General features: G+C 49.8%; 14 protein-coding genes and 1 riboswitch. Of the genes, 8 read left to right on the forward strand and 6 right to left on the reverse strand.

Translation table 11 applies throughout. From position 1 onward, the window contains the following. Positions 1-17: 17 nt before the first annotated feature. From ACMYR3_RS12615 to ACMYR3_RS12625, 3 genes are all read right to left on the reverse strand, one after another. Complete coding sequence (locus tag ACMYR3_RS12615; protein ID WP_424192292.1) at positions 18-2561, reverse strand: polysaccharide biosynthesis tyrosine autokinase; 2544 nt, start codon at positions 2559-2561, stop codon at positions 18-20. A gap of 125 nt (positions 2562-2686) precedes the next feature. Next, positions 2687-3733: an acyltransferase family protein gene (locus ACMYR3_RS12620; RefSeq protein ID WP_424192293.1), complete on the reverse strand. Its 1047-nt coding sequence runs from the start codon at positions 3731-3733 to the stop codon at positions 2687-2689. Between the two features lie 56 nt (positions 3734-3789). Continuing rightward, on the reverse strand, positions 3790-4881 hold the full coding sequence (locus tag ACMYR3_RS12625) for an acyltransferase family protein (protein ID WP_424192294.1): 1092 nt from the start codon (positions 4879-4881) through the stop codon (positions 3790-3792). A 419-nt stretch (positions 4882-5300) separates the two neighbouring features. Between ACMYR3_RS12625 and ACMYR3_RS12630 the strand changes: the two genes are divergently transcribed. Both ACMYR3_RS12630 and ACMYR3_RS12635 read left to right on the forward strand, forming a co-directional pair. Further along, complete coding sequence (locus ACMYR3_RS12630; RefSeq protein ID WP_424192295.1) at positions 5301-7091, forward strand: pyrroloquinoline quinone-dependent dehydrogenase; 1791 nt, start codon at positions 5301-5303, stop codon at positions 7089-7091. 188 nt (positions 7092-7279) lie between these two features. After that, the gene (locus ACMYR3_RS12635; protein WP_424192296.1) at positions 7280-8443 is read left to right on the forward strand and encodes an acyltransferase family protein; all 1164 of its coding nucleotides are present in this window, start codon (positions 7280-7282) and stop codon (positions 8441-8443) included. Between the two features lie 109 nt (positions 8444-8552). On the opposite strand, the gene ACMYR3_RS12640 is transcribed toward ACMYR3_RS12635, so the two are convergent. After that, a complete protein-coding gene (locus tag ACMYR3_RS12640) occupies positions 8553-9575 on the reverse strand; it encodes an NAD(P)/FAD-dependent oxidoreductase (RefSeq protein ID WP_424192297.1) in 1023 nt (340 codons plus the stop codon). 267 nt (positions 9576-9842) lie between these two features. Continuing rightward, a complete protein-coding gene (locus ACMYR3_RS12645; protein WP_424192298.1) occupies positions 9843-10226 on the reverse strand; it encodes a DUF883 family protein in 384 nt (127 codons plus the stop codon). A 429-nt stretch (positions 10227-10655) separates the two neighbouring features. Between ACMYR3_RS12645 and ACMYR3_RS12650 the strand changes: the two genes are divergently transcribed. Continuing rightward, complete coding sequence (locus tag ACMYR3_RS12650) at positions 10656-11882, forward strand: Yip1 family protein (protein WP_424192299.1); 1227 nt, start codon at positions 10656-10658, stop codon at positions 11880-11882. A gap of 506 nt (positions 11883-12388) precedes the next feature. On the opposite strand, the gene mgtA is transcribed toward ACMYR3_RS12650, so the two are convergent. Further along, positions 12389-15094 (reverse strand): magnesium-translocating P-type ATPase, encoded by a 2706-nt coding sequence (gene mgtA / locus ACMYR3_RS12655; protein ID WP_424192300.1) that lies wholly within the window; start codon positions 15092-15094, stop codon positions 12389-12391. 224 nt (positions 15095-15318) lie between these two features. On the opposite strand from mgtA, the gene ACMYR3_RS12660 reads away from it, so the two are divergent. From ACMYR3_RS12660 to ACMYR3_RS12680, 5 genes are all read left to right on the forward strand, one after another. Then, the gene (locus ACMYR3_RS12660; RefSeq protein WP_424192301.1) at positions 15319-16659 is read left to right on the forward strand and encodes a hypothetical protein; all 1341 of its coding nucleotides are present in this window, start codon (positions 15319-15321) and stop codon (positions 16657-16659) included. 228 nt (positions 16660-16887) lie between these two features. Then, positions 16888-16982: riboswitch (TPP riboswitch) on the forward strand. A gap of 83 nt (positions 16983-17065) precedes the next feature. Next, entirely contained in the window at positions 17066-18979 is a 1914-nt protein-coding gene (thiC, locus tag ACMYR3_RS12665; protein ID WP_424192302.1) for a phosphomethylpyrimidine synthase ThiC, read from the forward strand. Between the two features lie 54 nt (positions 18980-19033). Then, the gene (thiS, locus tag ACMYR3_RS12670) at positions 19034-19234 is read left to right on the forward strand and encodes a sulfur carrier protein ThiS (RefSeq protein ID WP_424192303.1); all 201 of its coding nucleotides are present in this window, start codon (positions 19034-19036) and stop codon (positions 19232-19234) included. 1 nt (position 19235) lies between these two features. Next, a complete protein-coding gene (locus ACMYR3_RS12675) occupies positions 19236-20048 on the forward strand; it encodes a thiazole synthase (RefSeq protein WP_424192304.1) in 813 nt (270 codons plus the stop codon). Further along, positions 20045-20887 carry a hydroxymethylpyrimidine/phosphomethylpyrimidine kinase gene (locus ACMYR3_RS12680; protein ID WP_424192305.1) on the forward strand — a complete coding sequence of 281 codons (843 nt, stop codon included), beginning with the start codon at positions 20045-20047 and terminating at the stop codon, positions 20885-20887. Before ACMYR3_RS12675 ends, ACMYR3_RS12680 begins: the two co-directional genes overlap by 4 nt. Positions 20888-20904: the final 17 nt, after the last annotated feature.

Below are 20904 nucleotides of genomic sequence, written 5' to 3' on the forward strand. Positions count from 1 at the left end.
GATTTGACGCTAAGGTTTTAGGCATGATCGTACTCATTAATGACCGTTCCTAAAACTTGCGCACCTGATTCACGCAGACTGCGCGCCAGTTCCTTTTGTTGCACCAATAAGCTAGTGTCTTGCTTGCTGATTAAAATGGATTGGCCACATAAATTGGCCACAATCTGTCCTTCCATGCCAGATCGGGAAGACATGGTATCAATGATGATAATGTCAAATACCTTATTGGCTTCCTGCAAAAGCTTTACAAAGCGATCTTCTTTGAGAAGATTGTATGAGCCTTCAAATAATTTGCCAGCCGTCATGACAGACAGGTAAGGCAATCCCTCAATCTGTTCAACCACATCTACCCCAGCCTTGCCGGACAATACTTGGGACAACCCGCGCAGATTTTCAAGTTTAAAAAGAATATGCTGACAGGGATTGATGAAGTCGGCATCAATCAGAAGCGTCTGCTTACCCAATTGCGAAAATGAAATTGCCAGATTGGCCGCAATATAACTGCGTCCCTCATTACGATCAGCGCTGAGTATTGCCAATGCCTTGTTAGTTGGCTGGCTCTTTAACCAGCTAACTTGTACCTGGCTCCGCAAGTCTCGAAACTGCTCGGCTTGCTTGCTGACCGGATGAAATGCCGTGATCAGGAATTGACTCAGATTGCGGTCCGCCTTGCTGAACCAGGTATGCCCATATTGCTGCGACAGGGCAAAATCGATATCTTGCTGAGTGAGGATGCCTAACAGGATTGCAACTTCACCAAAGCGCATCCGGTGGGTGGCCTGATAGTCAATCACCCGCTTGAGATCGGCTTCCTGTAAGCGTCCTGCTTCCAATAAAGTTTGCCCAATTCGGTCATCACGGTAATCTGCCTGATAAGTGCTATTTTGTTGGCTCGCTGATGGCTCGACACGAGCGTCATCATCATTGGTTAAGATTTCTTTATCGATTTTTCCCGCCGACGACAACAAACCATTTGAACTATTCAAAGTAGCCAAGACATTAGTTTTTAACGACTGTTGAATATCGCTGACAAGCCGTACCCGCCGCTCCAATAATTCATTGAGTAAAGCCAGGCAAAGACCAAAGAAAATACCAACGGGCAATGACAACACTCCAATCAAAAAGATGCCAGGATTTTTGGCTTCTATTGGTGCTACCGCACGCGCCAAAACAGCACCGTCACCACTTTGCGGCGCACCTTCCAGTTTGGCGCTTAACAAACGTTGCTGTAAAAGTGCATCATCGCGCTCGCTATCCTTTAATTCTTTATTAAGACGAGAATAATTATCTCTGACCTGATGAAAAGCTTGCATCCTGGCTTTATGCGCGGTGATAGCCTGTTTAAGTTGTGCGGCAAGATCATCCATACCTTGTCTACTGGTATTCATCGACTGCTTGAGGTGACTCATTTGCTGTTGCAAAGCCACTTCCTGTGTTTGTAATTGCCGTTTTGTTTTTTGATAGAGCGGATAATTTTCGCCATACTGATTAGCCAGTTCGTGCAATTTTCCCTGCAAGGTAATCACTTCGGTTTTCAAAGATTGCACAGCTGGATTGACGTTGATTTCATCGCTCGACTCCGGTTGTTGAGCCACATTGTCAACACCATGCAACCTGGCCTGTTCTACTTCGACGCGTGCAAGCTGACTATTTAATTGCTGCAACCAGGCGGTATCAATATCAATGATCGTGTCAAATTCTTGCTGATGCTCACGCGCCTTATTGAGCCTGCCGATCAAATCCGTGATCCGGCTGTTATCAAGTTCAAGTAATGGCGCCTCGTCCTGAAATATCTTGTTGAGTGCCAATTGACGACTGCGCAATGCGATTCTTTCGTTCTCAAACTCATTCAAGACAGTCGCTTCCTGGCGCCGTTCATTGACCAAACGCTGGTTACGTACCGATTGACTCTGCGTCAATGCTGCCAATCGGGCTTTGGCATCATGAACCATGTATAAGTTTTCACTTTCATAAGACAGCAGCTTCATACGTGCCTCATCCAAAGACACCTTTTGCTGCCTGATACTATCCTGCAAAGAAGCAATATATTGATCATATTGCCGAGCTTTGATCCGGGCACTCACCCGGATGTAACTATCCAGGATGGCATTGTTGAATTGAATGGCTGCATCAGGCGTACTTGCCGAATAATCCAATTTGAAAATATTACGTTTTTGAACCTGTGTCATGACCAGTCCTTTGCGTAACCAATCCATCGCAAACTGACCATAATCACCCTTGCCATGCCATTTTTTTTGCCACATAGCGTGCAACTGAGGATCTTCATTCAACTTAAGCTGGCTAATTGCTTCTTGCAAAACAGCATCGCTATAAATTAAATCCATCTGTGTGGATACCACATCAGCAGGCAAAGGCTCGGGAAGTGGTGCGTTGTCTTCGGTTTTAGGCAGTTTGGCACTGACAACAAGTTGACTTGTCGCCGTGTATTTTTTGGGCATGATGGCCCCTGTCAGCAATGCTGTACCCAAAAAAATCAGTACCGCAGCTAACACAATTTTCTGACGCGCTTGAATGATCCGTAAAAAGAGTCGGAACGACACGGCCTACTCCACAATGACTGTCCGGCTTAGCATTCCAGCATTATGGACTCGGGTAAAACGGAAGGATGTGACAAGCTTTGGGAATTGTTGATAATTCTTGGGAACTCGACTTTAGATACGTCGGATTAACGCAGGTGATTCTTGAGATAATCAGTCAATGGCCTCTCAAGAATCAGATAAATGCCCAAACACACGGTGATCATCAATATCAGGATCAGTACCACAGCAATGTTGGGATCAATAAATCCAGATTTTGCCAATAACACCGCAATGGCTGGCACCATGATTGGGTGAAACAGATACAGAGAATAAGAACTGTCACCCAATAGCAAAAGTGGTTTGCTCATAAATTTTTTCAACTGCGGCTCTAAAAATGCGACTGCTGAAACAATGAACGCCGAAGGTGGTGCCCAGCGATAAAAATCTGGCCAGATCAGCTCCGTTTCAATATGCGGTTGCATAAACAGAACGACAAAACCGATGATTAACATTGTCACACTCAGCCAGACGGGTGGTCTGAATCCTTTAAGACAAAGCTGTCCAAGCAACATGCCCATCAGAAAATACAAGATGAGCGGTCTGCTATACAACACAATTGCCGGATAGCCTTCGTCGGACTGGATCATATAATTAATTGACGCCAGAATACAAAAGAAAACCAGCATATAAGGCAGTGGGGGTCTCCTCAGAAACAACATCGTGGCAAACACGAGATAGAAAAACATTTCATAAGTCAACGTCCAACCCACTGCATGAATCGGACGAATCAAGCCTTCGACATTGCGTGCCGGTATAAAAAGATAGGAAGCCAGTGTGTGCCAGATTTCAAAACTTGAATGCAAGGCAACTGCCGGTATCAAAAGAACTACCAACAACTTGATGGTCGTGACCAACCAATACATGGGCACAATACGAATCAGGCGACGCTTGAGAAATATCTTCCAGCCATTTACCTGCCCCATCAGTTTTTGCGACGACACCATCATCACAAAACCACTGATGATGAAAAACATATAAACACCCATGGCACCGTTGTGCCAGGTAAAGTAATCAGGATCAATTCTTTCTGAAACGCCAAATGTTGTATGTGCGATCAATACAAAAAAGGCAGCAACAAAACGCAAAGCCTGAATTCCCAAATATTGTTGTTGATTTTGTTCTGGTGCAGCCATTGACATAGCAATTCTTTAAGCACGATTAGGTTGGATAATCTGTTGAGTCATCGCCATCAGGCTGCTGTGGCTTCATTTTTAATTTTTTTTGATCCGCGTAAGCGCTTGAGCCATTCTGTCAGCGGCAATTCCAGATAATGATAAAAAAGCAGACTGACAATCGGATTGACGATCAGACACACCATCAACAAGAACTGCGGATTGAGCCAACCGAGCTTGATGAAAATCACACCGATTGCGGGTATCAGCATCGTATGAAACAGATACAAGGAATAGGATGCATCACCAAGTAATAGCAAAAGTTTCGGCATTCTACCCGCAATGGCAGGCTCCAACAAAGCGATACTTCCTACCAACAGCATGGCTGGCAATCCCCAGTAAACAAAACGCCAGGCCAGTACCGGCATCGACAAGGCGGCATCTTGTGGTGTAAAGAAATGCATCAAAGCAGCCGCCAAGACAATACCCAGCAAACCAATCGGGGCAGGTACGCTTATTTTTTTCAGGCATAGCTGAGCGATCAACATGCCCATCACAAATTCAAGTGTCAAGCCATCCAGAAACATCCAGACGGCAGGCGAATAGACCGTTTTAAACAACAGACCACAAAGAGTCAGAATGCTAAATAGCACCAGACTGATCAGCACTGGCGAGAAACGTATGAACATGGCTGCCGCAAAAACCAGATAGAACAACATCTCAAAAGAGAGTGTCCAGCCCACTGACAAGATTGGCAAAATATCGCCATCCGCATTCCGACTGGGAAAAAACAAGTACGAGGAAAGTACCCGCTCTGCGGTGAGTTGCGTGTGTAAGGCCAGCGCAGGCATCGCCAAAACCAGCAACAGCTTGAGTGTCGTCGCAATCCAATACATCGGCACGACACGAATCATGCGTCGCTCCAGGAAGATCGTCCAGCCATTGGGACGATCCAGCAAACGCTGGGCAGACATGGTCATCACAAAACCGCTGATGACAAAGAAAATATCAACACCAGCTAAACCAGTGCGCCAAAAATCCTTGACTGAGCCATGCATAAGGCGCTCAGCAATCATGGCACTGGCATGGGTAGCCACCACCAACAAGGCCGCAAAAAAGCGTAACGCCTGAATCCCCGTGTATTGATGTTGTTGGTCGACTGGCTTCATCGGCACTTCTTGAAAATGGATAAGGTCGGATTAGCTCCCGACTCAAAGCAATAGCCGACAAATGGTAGCAACCTAGCTTGAGCTAGTCGTTGAACAATTCACAAAATGACAGAGTTATTTTTTTGTCCTCGTTAAATAGTTCTCAATTGCCAGATACATTGGCATATTGTTTTGATACCTTTAGTGGTTTGAAGATAAATTAGGATCACTAAAGCTTTAAACACTTCACAGTAACCTACTCTTGTAGTTAAACGATCAGTCAGTATATTGACCAACAGACGCTTCATTTAGAAAACTATCTCATCGACTCTTTTGTAAGGTACAAATGACCTCACAAACAATTTGCTTGGATCGGCAATTACGCTTTTAATAGTCAGTATCACACATGACCGTGCCGATTTATTTTCATACCATCTATCATGAACCAGAAGAAGTTGCGGCTCTACCTGGCATTGTTTGTTGCCGGAATGCTTTTACTCGTCACGTTGCTTTTCCTGCGTTACAGGCTCGCTCCTATCGTCAGCCTGGGTCGTGGTTTATTCATGGACATGACGCACCCCACTGGCACACTGGTTCTAGAAACCGCGCCTGGCTTTATCATCGCACCTCAAGTCTCAGGTTCTACAGAACAAGCTAACGATACGAATGTGGCCAGTAAAAAAACCCACGATTGGCCGAGCTTTAACCGCTCTTTGACTGGCGAACGTTTTACGCCATTGACAGAAATCAACAATGATTCTGTCCAGTCACTCAAAGTCTTGTGCAGTTATGACACTGGCCAATATTCAATTTTTCAGACTGGTCTGTTGATGGTTGATGGCATGCTAATTGGTACCACTGAGCGCGATATATTTTCACTCGATCCAGGCAATTGCCAGGAAAACTGGCGTACTCATGAAACCTTTAAGACTGGCTTGTTACAAGGCGTCAATCGGGGGGCTGCCTATGCGGATGGACGATTATTTCGTGGCTCGCAGGACGGCCAGGTATTGGCTTATGACAGCAAAACCGGACAAAAGCTATGGAGCACGCTGATTGCCGATGCCAGCAAAGGCGAATCGGTTTCTGCAGCGCCGATTGCCTGGCACGGGAGGGTATTCATAGGCAATGCGGGTGGTGATTTTAAAGGTGTCAAAGGCCGGATGTATGCACTGGATGCTGCCACCGGCAAAATCATCTGGGAATTTTATCTGGTGCCTAAAGACCACCAAGCTATCAACCGCAGTCCTTCGCAAGACAGTCAGGCTGACGCTGTAGCAAGCTGGGGCAATGCCAATGATGTTCCCATTTCTGGCGGTGCCAGCTGGACAAGCTATTCGCTCGACCCAGATACCGGGCGACTGTATATACCTGCTGGCAATCCTGCACCCGATTTTGTTAAAGGTGCCCGTGCTGGTGACAATCTTTATTCGGGTTCGGTGGTCATACTTGATGCGCTGACCGGCCAATATCTGCAACACCTGCAGCTTGTACCACATGACTGGCATGACTGGGATGTGTCCAACGCACCTGCCATTTTTCAAACCAGAGGTGGCAGGAAAATACTTTCCGTCGCTCCCAAGAATGGTTATTTATATGGATTTGATCTTGCCAACCTGCAACCCCTGTATCGCAGCGCGATTACCCGTATTGAAAATGCCGAGGCCGAATTTTCCACCGAAACCGGTACCCATTTTTGCCCTGGTTCAATGGGTGGTGCCGAATGGAATGGCCCTTCATACAACCCCAAGACCAATCTGGTCATGGTGGGTGAAATTGACTGGTGCACAACCGTCACCATGCAAAACACAGCACAAATCAAAGACACCCAAAACGGGGCAACCTGGGCAGGAATGGCCAGCCGCAACCCCTTTCACACCTTTGGCAAACAAGACCCACATCAGGATTGGGCCGGCTGGCTCTATGCCACCGATGCCGATAGCGGTGCCTGGCAGTGGCGTCTGAAAAGCAATTACCCCATTTTGAGTGGTGTGACGAGTACTGCCGGTGATCTGGTTCTTTTTGGCGATATGGGTGGCAATTTTTATGCGGTTGATGCACGTACTGGCCAGCAACGCTGGGGAGAAAAGATTGGTGGTGCCATTGGTGGTGGCGTCATTACTTATGAATATCATGGACAACAAAAAATTGCGGTCGCCACCGGCATGACATCCGTACTTTGGCCAACTGAATCAGTCACCGCCAGGGTGATCATATTGGGCTTGCCTTGACCCAAGGATGACTAAATCCGGTTGTCGGTGCTTTTGACAAAGCCCGGGAAAACCCTGGCACTTTTGACGACCAACAAGACTGAACCCCAATCAAATAGACGTTGGAACACATTTTGCGATAGGTTGCAAAATGCATTTTGGTCCATTTTACAAAGTGCCACTCAAAAAATAGCCAGGGGGTTGTCAAAATGTCTCTTCCAATGACGGAGGACACGCGCGGCGCGTTCACCACACTTGCTGATCGTTTAGCTGCGGCCAATAATCGCCCTACCGGTTTTGACTATATGCGCATCACCTTGGCCTTATTGGTGGTGTGTTGTCATACCATCAATGTTTGCTATGGTGAAAAGATCAATCAACTGATTTGGAATAGTCCAGCACGCTCGGTGTTGGCGCTGATCTTGCCCATGTTTTTTGCATTAAGCGGCTTTCTGGTTGCGGGCAGTTTTGAGCGCTGCCGCACACTGGTGTCGTTTGCCGGTTTGCGCATTATTCGCCTGTTACCAGCCCTGGCGGTCGACACGTTAATCGGGGCACTTTTGTTAGGCCCACTGTTCACGGATTTACACCTCTCCGATTATTTTTCGGACCCGCAATTTAGCAGTTATTTTCTCAATCTCATTGGTGAGATCCATTATTATTTGCCTGGTGTCTTTGCCCACAACCCCTGGCCCAACTCAGTCAATCTGCAACTCTGGACGTTACCGTTTGAACTTGCCTGTTACGCCAGCATCAGCATTTTGGCCTTACTGGGTATCGCACAAAGGCCACGCCTGATGCTGTTCAGTGTCGTCAGTTTGAATATTCTTTTCATTATTTACTATGTGCTGATCAAAGGCGTCAAACCCATCTCCACCGTCTCCGGACCAATCTTGTTATTGTGCTTTTTATTTGGCATCACGATGTACCTGTTTCGCCAGAAAATTGTCTGGACTCATGGTTTTGGCCTGCTTTCCCTCTTTGCCAGCCTGATATGCTTATCCATACCATTGGGTGATTATCTGGCACCGATTCCAGTGACGTACCTGACCGTTTATCTGGGTCTGATGCAACCCAGGAAAAATCAGTTTCTGACGAGCGGTGACTATTCCTATGGGATTTTTCTTTATGGCTTTCCGGTTCAACAGGCGGTTGCGGCGGTGCTTGGCCCAACCGGCCAGCACTGGTATTTGAACCTGCTGGTCTCCTTGCCCATCATTGCCATGCTGGCCGGCTTTTCGTGGTGGTGTATTGAAAAACCGGCACTGCGTCTGCGCCCTTGGCTGCTGAAACTGGAAGATCAGACCATTCGTTTTGCTGAAAAAATCCCCGGTGGCAAGTTGATCATGCCCGGACTGGGCATTCATCATTAGCCGTCAAACCATTCAATTTGGCAGAGTATCGTTATAAATACCCCATCTCAGGTGCGTAAATAAACAGTCTAAATTTATACTAATACCCAGTATAAATTTAGACTGTTTATCAGCCCTTGTGCGCCAGGATCTCTCGGGCCATGGCCAGGCCGCTTTGCCAGGCCGACTCAATCCGCCGATCCGGGTGACGGGCATGGTCGGAATCACCAGCCATGAGCCAATCTCCGCAGGCGCCCACCCGATAATCGGCATCCCACAAATAGGGCTCAATCATGGGATTCGCAGGATAAGCGTATAGCCAGCGATGTACCACGGCATGTACCGGACGTTGATTGGTTTGCATGACTTCCTGAAAAGCGAGCAGCAGTTTATCGCGCACACGGTCATCAGCTTCATCCAGATTTTCGGCCGACCAGACCGGATTGGCATGCACCACCCAACGCTCGCCCGCACGGCGACCAGGTTTACCGGATTCGTGGGCAATCATGCCCAGACGATGATGTGGCGGATATTGCAAGCCCCTGCCCTGCATGACATGAGCCACCGCATCAGCCGGCAAGGCATCGGCAAAGGCCAGCATCAACACCCAAACCGGCAAAGACTTGACCTTGCGTACCCGGGCTTCGAGCCAGGGTACCAGAATCAGCAAATCAGCCGCTTGCTCGGCGGGCGCGGCCACTACCAGGACGTCAAACAGACCATCGGTGAGCTCCATATCATTATCACTGCTGGCAATGTCGATCTTCACACTCCAGCGTTGACCAACAGCTTCAATGCGTTTGACACGATGGTTAAGCCGCAGCGTCATCTGATCTTTCAGACTATCGGCCAAGGCTTGCACAATATTGTTGATGCCGGGCTGGCCCAGATGCAATTGCGCATCATGCGGCCAAACCTGAGTCTGCCCCAGCTCACGCAGGCAGGCCGCCAACTCGGGCGTTTGAACGGTGAAACCTTGGGCACCGTGGTCAAAACCACCCAGCTCGGTCTGGCGGGTGGCCATGCGTCCACCCACACCAGCGCTTTTATCAAATAACGTTACGGTATATCCGGCCTTGGCCAATGCCTGTGCACAAGCCAGTCCGGCAATACCGGCCCCAATGATACCAATAGAAGAAGAGCGATTCGTCAAGATAGCTAATCAAAAAGTGAAATGGGCTCTAGTTTAACTTTGTTGGATGATGAATAGGTTGATGCGACCGCATATTGATGAATGTCAACCAATATGGGTTGGTTGCTGCATCCGGCATAAGCACTCAGACAGTGGCAATATCCATATAAAAAAGCTGGCCACAAAGGGCCAGCAAAGGTGGGAGACAGCGGGATAAATCGATCAGGCTAAAACCTAGCTAAAGCCAGGCCGGATACAGTGTGTTTGCGATGTTGTCTACTTGCCTGCCTACTCATGGTCGGCAAAGGTATTGACCACATTCAAGATCAATCGGGTTCCGACCACGACACCAACAGCGGCGGCAATACCCGCGGTTTTCCAGGGGTTGGCATGCACATAGTCGTTGACCTTATCGGCGCTGGCGTAGATTCGATCCAACACAGGACCTTTACTTTCTGTGAAGGTGGCCTTAGCAGATTGGAGCTTGCTTGAAAACTCTTCCTTGAGTTTTTCAAAACCTTCGCCACCGGTTTTTTCGGCTTGCGCGAGCAGCTCTTCCACATCGCCGATAAAACGTTGATATTGATTGCGCAATGCCTCTTCCGTTTTACTAGCTGTTTCGGCGGCGTTATCGAGTGCTTCATCAAGTTGAGGGGATTTGATTTCATTCATGAGAACTCCTGTCAATTAGGTCAATAGTTAAGACGTAGCTTGCTATCTGATAATGTCGAAATGTTTGACACGAGCGAGTAATGATTAATGTAGCGCTCGTTGCTGCTTGATTGATTTTTCAATTAATCTGCTACTCAAGCCATCAATGAAAGTGTCACCAACAAACCCAGTGGCAATCCAATAATCCAGAAAGTCAGTGTTTTCATGGTGATTCCTTTCAATTTGTCTGGAACATGATGGTAGTTTGCGCCACTAGAATCGTTTTGCCTGTCGTCCGGGCATGGACTGTGCTGTCAGACAGGGCTGACCACAAATGTTTCAGACTGTGAAATTTTTAATAAAACCTCGCTACAATGGCCGCTGCCACTATGCCAACATGAAAGCTTGCCCAAGTCGCACCCAACTGACACCAACAACAGGGAGAACACAATGAATCTGGTAGATCGCGTCAAAAACATTCTGCTCACGCCCAAGACCGAATGGCCGGTCATTGAGGCAGAAACCACGGACACCGCCACCCTTTATAAAAGCTATGTTGCACCCCTGGTTGGCATTGGCGCGGTGGCCGCTTTTATCAGCATTGGCATCATTGGGATTTCTATTCCGTTTTTGGGAACGCATCGCTCCATCAGCGGTGGTATCTCGTCAGCCTTGCTGCATGTCGTAGTCGGGATGTTGTCGGTATTTTTAATTGGCTGGCTGATCAATGCCCTGGCACCCACGTTTGCCAGTCAGCAAAATCAGCAGCAGGCACTTAAACTGGCGGCCTATTCTTATACGCCAGCATGGATTGCTGCCGTGCTGCAAATCCTCCCGGGCAGTACCATCCTCGCGCTCTTGGGTGGCTTATACGGACTTTATTTGCTCTATATGGGTCTGCCCGTCCTGATGAAAACGCCAGCCGAAAAAGCCCTGCCCTATACCGCGGTGATTGTGATTTGCGCATTTGTTTTAAGCCTGATTTTTGGCGCGGTAATGGGCAGCATTTCCACCATGGGCCTGAGTCTGCCTGGCGTGGCGGGTATTGGTAAAACCATTGATAGCTCAACCGGCACCGGCTCGGCTGATGACAAACTCGCCAAGCTCAAGGAAATGGGTGACAAGATGGAAGCCGCCAGCAAAAAAATGGCCGACGCTGAAAAAAGTGGCGATACCAAACAGCAAATGGAAGCCGCTGCTGGCGTACTTGGCGCGCTGGCTGGTGGCGCTGGCGGTGTGGAACCGGTTGATGCCGCACAACTGAAGGCATTGCTGCCTGAAACTCTGGGCGACTTCAAACGTACCCAAATTGAAAGCCAGAAAAACGGCATGATGGGCATCACTATTTCCAACGCTGAAGCGCATTACGACGATGGCCAGGGCAAGCGCTTGAAGATCACCCTGACGGACACCGGTGGTGCCAAAGGGATTGCGATGATTGCCGGTTTTGGCATGATGGAATCGGAAAAGGAAAACAGTGATGGCTACGAAAAGATCCACAAAGTGGACGGCCAGTTTGTGAAAGAAGAGTTTCATAAAAGTTCCGGTGAAGCCAGCTTCACCACCCTGCTTGCCGACCGCTTTATCGTCGAAGGCGAAAGCACCGGCCTGGAAATGGACGCACTGAAAAAACAACTCGCGGCGCTGGATATTGGCAAACTGAAATCACTCAAATAAGCCCATTAAACAGCTCGATCTGATGTCAGATGGCAAGGATTAGCGGGGCACTTTACTGAAAAACCTGCCAGAGAATAAGTACTCCCTTACAGTACCATTAAAAATACCCCCTCTATAGTGCATAAATAGATGGGGTATTTTTTTACTATTGGGTAGTATTGATAATCAATCTGACTGCCAAGACATCAAGGGTGCCAAGAAAAAACAACACCTTTGCCACTGCAAAGACACACAGGATTCAGAGAAAAACCTTGTCAGCACAACGCTGTTTTGGTTTGGGGACTGCATATTTTCTTTATTCCAACGCCGTCCCAGACTTCGCTATCAGACAAGGCGACTTAAAGATTGTCCTTGGTGCACACGATGTCTTGCAGTTCACAGATTTCGTGACGTCAAGTGCCAAACAGCGAAGTTTTAAGTGGGTTTCACTTCATATTCTTTGTGGTGAAAAAGAATTTGCCTTACCTCAGCACTTGGAATTTTCCAGATAATCGTCTATCCCCACTTCACTGCCAGCCATAACGCTGCCGAAACCAGACCTTGATGGTTTGGGCAAGTAGCAGGTAGGCGGCGACAATCAAGCCCAGCCAAGGAAAGTAACTCAACGGCACAGCTTGCAGCTTGAAGTAATGTGCCCATGGTCCCATCGGTAAAAAGATACCGACGGTGACGATGGCCGCACTGGTCAACATTAATGGCCAGGCCGCTCGACTTTGCAAGAAGGGCAACAAAGGGGTGCGGATCATGTGCACAATGAGGGTTTGCGAAATCAGCCCCTCGATAAACCAACCCGACTGAAACAGCGTTTGCTGCGCCAGGGTGTTGGCCGCAAAGACCCACCACATCAGCGCAAAAGTCAAAATATCAAACAGTGAACTGATCGGCCCAAAGCAAAACATGAAGCGGCTGATAGCCTGGGGTTGCCAGCGCAACGGTTGTGCAATCTGTGGCGCATCGACTTCATCAAAGGGAATCGCCACCTGCGAAAAATCGTACATCAGGTTTTGCACCAGCAGATGCAAGGGCAGCATCGGCAAGAACGGCAAAAACACACTGGCGACCAGCACCGACAACACATTGCCAAAGTTGGAGCTGGCCGTCATGCGGATGTACTTGAGCATATTGGCAAACGTCTTGCGACCTTCCAGCACCCCATCCTTGAGCACCATCAGACTTTTTTCCAGCAAGATGATGTCAGCGGCCTCCTTGGCAATATCGACCGCAGAATCAACCGAAATGCCAATGTCAGCAGCACGCAAAGCGGGGGCATCATTGATGCCATCACCCATGAAACCCACCACATGACCATTATTGCGCAGCATGCGCACAATGCGCTCCTTGTGAGTCGGCGTCAGCTTGGCAAACACCGTGCTGTGTTCAACTGCCTGGCCTAATTCAGGGTCCAACATGGCGTCAATGGCAGCCCCTAATAACAAGCCCTGCACTGGATGCCCCACTTCCTTGCAAATCTTGGCCGTCACCAGTTCGTTGTCCCCCGTCAGTACTTTGACGCTGATCCCATGTTGCTGGAGCGCCTGCAGTGCTGGCGCGGTGGTTTCTTTGGGTGGATCTAAAAATGCCACAAAACCCATCAAGGTCAACTCGGCCTCATCGGCCACACCATAGGCGCGCTCGCTGCGTGGCAGCTCTTTCATCGCCACCGCCACTACACGCAGACCATCACCATTGAGCTGGGCGGTAAGCTGATGAATGGTGGCCAGGTAATCAGCAGTGAGTGCCTCAGCCTGCGTACCATGCTGTACCTGGGCGCAAACTGACAATACTTCTTCCAGCGCGCCCTTGCAGATCAGTTCATGATGATCGTTATCCTCACTGACCACGACCGACATGCGCCGCCGCACGAAATCAAACGGAATCTCGTCAACTTTGCTATAGCGGTGCATGCCTTCCAGAATGCGATCCACTTCGGCATGTTTGAGTACCGCGACATCGAGCAGATTTTTCAGGCCGGTCTGATGATAGCTATTGAGGTAGGCAAACCCCAGCACCTGCTCGGAAGGCGCGCCCCAGGCATCAATATGTCGCTCCAGAATAATTTTGTCCTGGGTGAGTGTGCCGGTCTTGTCGGTACAGAGCACATCCATGGCACCAAAATTTTGAATGGCATCGAGGCGCTTGACGATCACTTTTTTGCGCGAGAGCAAAATCGCGCCCTTGGCCAGGGTCGTGGTCACAATCATGGGCAACATCTCGGGCGTCAAACCAACGGCAACAGAAAGTGCAAAGAGAAAGGCTTCCAGCCAGTCATGCTTGGTCAAGCCATTGATGAGAAACACTAGGGGCGTCATGATCAACATGAAACGGATCAATAACCAGCTGACCTGATTGACCCCAATCTGAAACGCACTGTCTGGTGCTGGCTGCGCCGCAATTTTTTCAGCCAGTGCGCCAAACAGGGTATGTTCCCCGGTATGCACCACCACGGCAGTGGCCGAACCGCTGACCACATTGGTGCCCATGAAGCACAGATTATTGAGTTCCAGTGCGCCACCGGGGCGAACCATATCGGCCGCCAGTGCATGGCCAAATTTTTCCACCGGCAATGATTCACCCGTCATGGTGGACTGATTGATAAACAGGTCTTTGGCTTGCAGCACCCGCAAATCAGCCGGCACCATATCACCCGCTGACAACAGCACCACATCACCAGGCACCAGTTGCTGTATGGGCAATATCAAAGGCTGCCCAGACTGGCGCAAAACACTGGCATTATTGCTGACCATCGCCTTGAGCGCATCGACCGCCTGACTGGAACGTAACTCCTGAACAAAACGAACCACTGTAGAGATCACCACCATCGTGCCAATCACCACCGTCGCCTTGTTATCACCGGTGTACCAGGAGATGGCCGCCAATACCGTCAACAACAGGTTGAAGGGATTGCGATAGCAATGCCATAAATGCAGCCATCCTGGCACAGGACGCTCTTCACGCACACTGTTACTGCCCACCCGTTTGCGAATGGCATTGGCAGCACTGTCACTCAGGCCATCGGCATGGCTATCCAGCCGGGTCAGCAAATCGGGACCGTTTAATTGCGCCGCCTGCACCAGAGAGGGCAGGCTCGCCGCAGCAAGAAAGGCATCTTGCCGGTCATCTGGAAAATCACTCAATACCGCCGTCCGCGCAAAATGTCGCGCAAAACTGTGTTGTCGGACAAAGCGGTTAAATCGCAAGGACAGCCGAGACATGAGTAATGTGCCTTGATGAATAAAACGTAACGATGAGAAGTCGCTTATCTTCGCACAAGCCAATGACATTGCGGTGCATTGTCAAAAGCTGTCACTGGCCAGTCTGATCCTGATCAATCAAATCACAGCAACCAGGCACAAGCCATTTTTTTATGCTTGGCGCAATAGCAGATTTAAGTGGCCTGCGTCTCGAGTAAACTTGCCACATGATTTTAGGAGAACCCATGCAGCCATCACATACCCCTCTTTCGCATACCCAAGCGCCACGCTTCCGTCCCATTCTTTGGCTGACGGCCTTGAACCTGCTGTTGGTCAGTGCCGCCAGCCAGGCCACTACTTTTGGAATTGGCTGGCATGATCAGGATGAAGATCCGCAGGAAATGGTCAGGGTGATGAGAACCAACGGCTTGACGCATTTACGCCTGGATATTTCAAAAAAACAGAATCTGCATGATACCGATCCTGATTTTGTTCGTGGCTCCAGTGCCCCAACCAAGCGTTTGATTGATGTGGTGAAAACACTCAAAAGTAATGGCATAACGACGACAGCAATTATTTCGACTGAATTAGCCTATCGCGTGAAAACGGGACAAAACCTTGATGCAGCAGTGGGTGGCACACCCAAATTGAATTACAACACCAACTGCCCGGGCGATCAGGCTGACGTGGAGAAAAATGTTTATAACGATGCCAAGGCGCAGATTGAGGGCTTGGCGGAATGGGTAACCGATTTTGAGATGGAAAACGAAGTCAATCTGTATAAGGATATCCGTCATCCACAGGCAAACGCACCCTATCTCACGCCCGACGTGTATGACACCGAATGTGGCCGTACCATGGCAGCAGCCCTGCGTGGCATTGCCGCTGCCATGAATGATGTCAAAAAAGCAACCGGTAAGCCTTTACGCACCATTCTTGGTACCACCGACAATGGCATCAGCGGTTTTCTGATTTACATGCTAAATAAAAAAGTCAGCTTTGATGTGGTGGGTTATCACACCTATCTTTTCGTCAACACCCGTGACGTCAATACCGATCCCTGGTTTAACCTGGGTGAAAAACAAGACCCCAACAAAACCGCCACAGCCTATTGGCAAACGGGTGGCGGTCCAATGGGGTTGTTGAAAAAATTCAATCGCCCTGTACATATCAATGAATTCAACTGCGCCGAGATCTATGGCAAAAACAAGGAGCTACCCTATATCAATCGCAATGGCAGCGAATCGATGAATGTCTGTGGTCAAAGCATCAAAAAGCATTTAGCCGAACTCAAGAAACAGCAATCCATGATTCAGTTCATCACCCTGTTTGAACTGCGCGATCGCCTCCTGCCCAACGTCTGCGAGCCATCACGCACAGCGGACCCTGATTCGCCCAAATATGATCCAGGCCTGCCGGGTGCCGAATGCCGCTTTGGTTTTTTCTTTAACGATGGCACGCCCGCGCTCAATAAGCCCAAGCAGATACTGAAAGACGCGACGCAATTTCCTGATGACAGTTATGTGCCACCACCCACTTCCTGGAAAGACAAAATCCGGGATTTGATGGTGTCCTTAATGCATTAAACTTCCTGTATTGAATTTTCAATAAATCATTGGTCGTGATTGAAAATTCAAACCAACATAGTCAAAAGGTTGAGACAGTTGTCTCAACCTTTTGACTATGAACAATACCCATATTGGTAGAAGATCTAATTAGCTTTTTATTGCAAGAGTGTTTTACAATCATCCACAGAAGTCGCCAAGTGCACAGACCGTCCTGAATCTTTTCAGGCATGTTGCAAGAACTTGAGATTTCCAAGCTAGGGGTCCCGGCATGAGCTGGGTGAGAAAAACCCTTTGAACCTGATCTGGATCATACCAGCGTAGGGAAGCTTGATGATGTTGCCCCACGCCGTCACTGGACTTCTCTGCCAACTGACCGCAACATCTCAAACTGACTCCTTGCTGGCTTTTATTTGCAAGGAATGCAATGAACGCCAATCCCCAATTTTTATCCGAACTGGCCACAGCTGATGAAGCTGCGTTGGCGCCCTTTCCTAAATCGCACAAAACCTATGTGACCGGCTCACGTGCTGATATTCGTGTGCCCATGCGTGAGGTCAGTCAGTCACCCACACCTGCCAGCTTTGGTGCCGAACCCAACCCACCGGTCACGGTGTATGACACCAGTGGTCCCTATACTGACCCTGCCGTTAAGATTGATATCCGTTCTGGCCTGGCACCAATTCGCGAAGGCTGGATCACTGAACGTACCGATACCGAACAACTGAGCGGCCCGACATCGCACTACGGTATCGAACGCCTCAATGATCCCAAGCTGGCCGAACTGCGTTTCAATCTGCATCGCCAACCGCGCAAGGCGCAAGCCGGACGCAATGTGACGCAGATGCATTACGCCCGTCAAGGCATCATCACACCGGAAATGGAGTTCATTGCCATTCGCGAAAATCTGCAGCGTGAACAATATCTGGCCAGGCTGCAAGCCACTGGCAAAACCGGCCAGAAGATGGCTGATCTGTTGCTACGCCAACATCGGGGCGAAACCTTTGGTGCCAATATTCCTCAGTTGATCACGCCCGAATTTGTGCGCAGTGAAGTGGCCGCGGGGCGCGCCATTATTCCGGCCAACATCAATCATCCTGAATCTGAACCGATGATTATTGGCCGCAACTTTCTGGTCAAGATCAATGCCAATATCGGCAACTCGGCCGTGACTTCTTCCATTGGTGAAGAAGTTGAAAAAATGACCTGGGCAATCCGCTGGGGTGGCGACACCGTGATGGATTTGTCCACCGGCAAACACATTCATGAAACCCGTGAATGGATCATCCGCAACTCTCCTGTACCAATTGGTACCGTACCGATTTATCAGGCGCTGGAAAAGGTCAATGGCAAGGCCGAAGACCTGACCTGGGAAATCTTTCGGGACACGCTAATTGAGCAGGCCGAACAAGGCGTTGACTACTTCACCATCCATGCCGGGGTACTGCTGCGTTATATCCCGATGACGGCCAATCGCATGACGGGGATTGTCAGCCGCGGCGGATCGATCATGGCCAAATGGTGTCTGGCGCATCATCAGGAAAGCTTTTTGTATACCCATTTTGAAGACATCTGCCAAATCATGAAAGCCTATGATGTGTCATTCAGCCTGGGTGATGGTTTGCGTCCTGGTTCCATTTACGATGCCAATGATGAAGCACAACTCGCAGAACTGAAAACCCTGGGTGAGCTGACCAAGATTGCCTGGCAACATGATGTACAAGTGATGATTGAAGGCCCGGGTCATGTACCGATGCAGTTGATCAAAGAAAATATGGATCTGCAACTGGACTGGTGTCATGAAGCGCCGTTTTATACACTCGGCCCATTAACCACCGATATTGCACCGGGCTATGACCACATCACCAGCGCCATTGGTGCCGCCCAGATTGGCTGGTATGGCACGGCCATGCTGTGTTATGTCACGCCCAAGGAGCATCTGGGCTTACCCAATAAAAATGATGTGAAAGACGGCATCATCACCTACAAGCTGGCAGCCCATGCGGCCGACCTGGCCAAGGGTCATCCGGGTGCGCAAATACGCGACAACGCCCTATCCAAGGCGCGCTTTGAGTTTCGCTGGGAAGACCAGTTCAATCTGGGGCTGGACCCGGACAAGGCCCGCGAATTTCATGATGAAACCTTACCCAAGGATTCTGCCAAGGTAGCCCACTTTTGCTCCATGTGCGGACCGCATTTCTGCTCCATGAAAATCACTCAGGAGGTGCGCGACTATGCCAATCAGCAAGGCGTCAGTGAGGCCGATGCACTGGCCAAAGGGATGGCCACCAAGTCAATCGAATTTGTGAAAAAAGGCAGTGAGATTTATCAACAGCAATAAGCATGGCTGTGATTTTTCATTCATAGATTTCATTGTCTTTTTGAAAGAGAGAATATGAAAATTGAACTCAATGGTGCCGACCATGAATTGGGCAGCAGCGTGCCCGTGATGACCTTGATGCAGCAATTGGGACTGGCGCATCGCAAGGTAGCCGTTGCGGTCAATCGCCAGGTGATTCCGATGAACTTGTGGGCGCAACATCTTGTGCAGGCGGGCGATCGGGTTGAAGTGATTCAAGCCATCAGTGGAGGTTAAGATGGACGGCTCGCATGATATTGAAAATTCCAATCTGGCAGATCAGGCACTGACCATTGCCGGCAAGGTGTACCAATCACGCCTGCTGGTGGGTAGCGGCAAGTATGCCGATTATGAACAGATGCAGGCCGCCACAGCAGCCAGTGGTGCCGAGATTGTCACGCTGGCCTTGCGCCGCCAGATCTTGGCCGAAGCTCACAAACTGTCGCTGATTGAAGTCGTGCCACCAGGTCGCTATACCTGGCTGCCCAATACAGCCGGTTGTTATAGCGCGGCGGATGCCATCTATATGCTCAATGTGGCGCGGGAATTACTGGATGGCCATCGACTGGTCAAGCTGGAAGTATTGGGCGACCCCAAAACGCTTTATCCCAATATGCCCGAAACGCTCAAGGCCGCTGAAGTCCTCGTCAAAGATGGCTTTGACGTGATGGTGTATTGCAGTGATGACCCGGTGCAAGCCAAGTTGCTGGAACAGATGGGTTGTGTGGCGATCATGCCGCTGGCCTGTTTGATCGGCTCGGGCATGGGCATTGTCAATCCCTGGAATCTGCGTTTGATTGTGGAGCAGATCAACGTGCCAGTGATTGTCGATGCCGGTCTTGGTACAGCTTCCGATGCGGCGATGGCGATGGAACTGGGATGTGATGGTGTCCTGATGAATAGCGCCATTGCCCGCGCCAAAGATCCTATTCGCATGGCGCACGCCATGAAGCTGGCGGTACAGGCTGGCCGTGGTGCCTATCTGGCCGGGCGCATTCCCAAACGGCTGGCGGGCATACCGACCTCGCCCACCGATGGCTTGTTTGTATGAGTAACACATCATCCGCTACTGCAACGGTCATGCGCCCACGCCGCCCTTGCGTGCTGGTCTTTGCGGGTTCTGATCCCAGCGGTGGGGCTGGCCTGCAGGCTGATCTGCAAGCCATTGCCACACAGGGTGCCCATGCACTCACCGTAACCACGGCACTCACTGTGCAGAACAATAACTACGTCATATCGATCAACCCGGTAGCAGCAGATTTAATTTTTCAACAAGCACAGGCCTTGATCGACAGCATACCCATCGCCGCCATCAAAATCGGCGTGATTGGTACGCAGGCCAATGCACAAATGATTGCGCAAATCATTACGCAATTGAATGCACAGGCGCACGCGCCGCTACCCGTGGTGCTGGACACCGTGCTGGCCAGTGGTGGCGGTGATGCCCTGGTGGCGAGCGATCCAGTCGCACTCATGCAAACTTTGTATCCGCTCACCACCCTGCTCACCCCCAACCTGCTGGAAGCACGTCGGCTGGCCTTGCCACAAGCGGCCACGCCATTGCTTGACAACACCACCGTAACAGATGCAGCTGCCCATTATTTCCTGCAACAGGGTTGTGCGCATGTGCTGCTCAAGGGTGAACATGCGGGCCTGCCGACCATTACCAATCGCCTTTATATGGCTGATGGCCAGCAACACACCTGGATCAGCACACGATTAAGTGGAGAATTTCATGGCACAGGCTGCACACTGGCTGCAGCTATTGCCGCACAACTGGCTCAGGGGCAAAACATGGAAAACGCAGTGGCAAGCGCGCTCGATTATTGCCATCAGACATTGCAAGCAGCTTATGCCATTGCGCCGGGTCAGGCCATTCCTGGTCGGTAACTTGTTAATGATGACTT

The sequence above is a fragment of the Ampullimonas aquatilis genome, assembly GCF_049675895.1.
Classification (GTDB): Bacteria; Pseudomonadota; Gammaproteobacteria; order Burkholderiales; family Burkholderiaceae_D; genus Ampullimonas; species Ampullimonas aquatilis.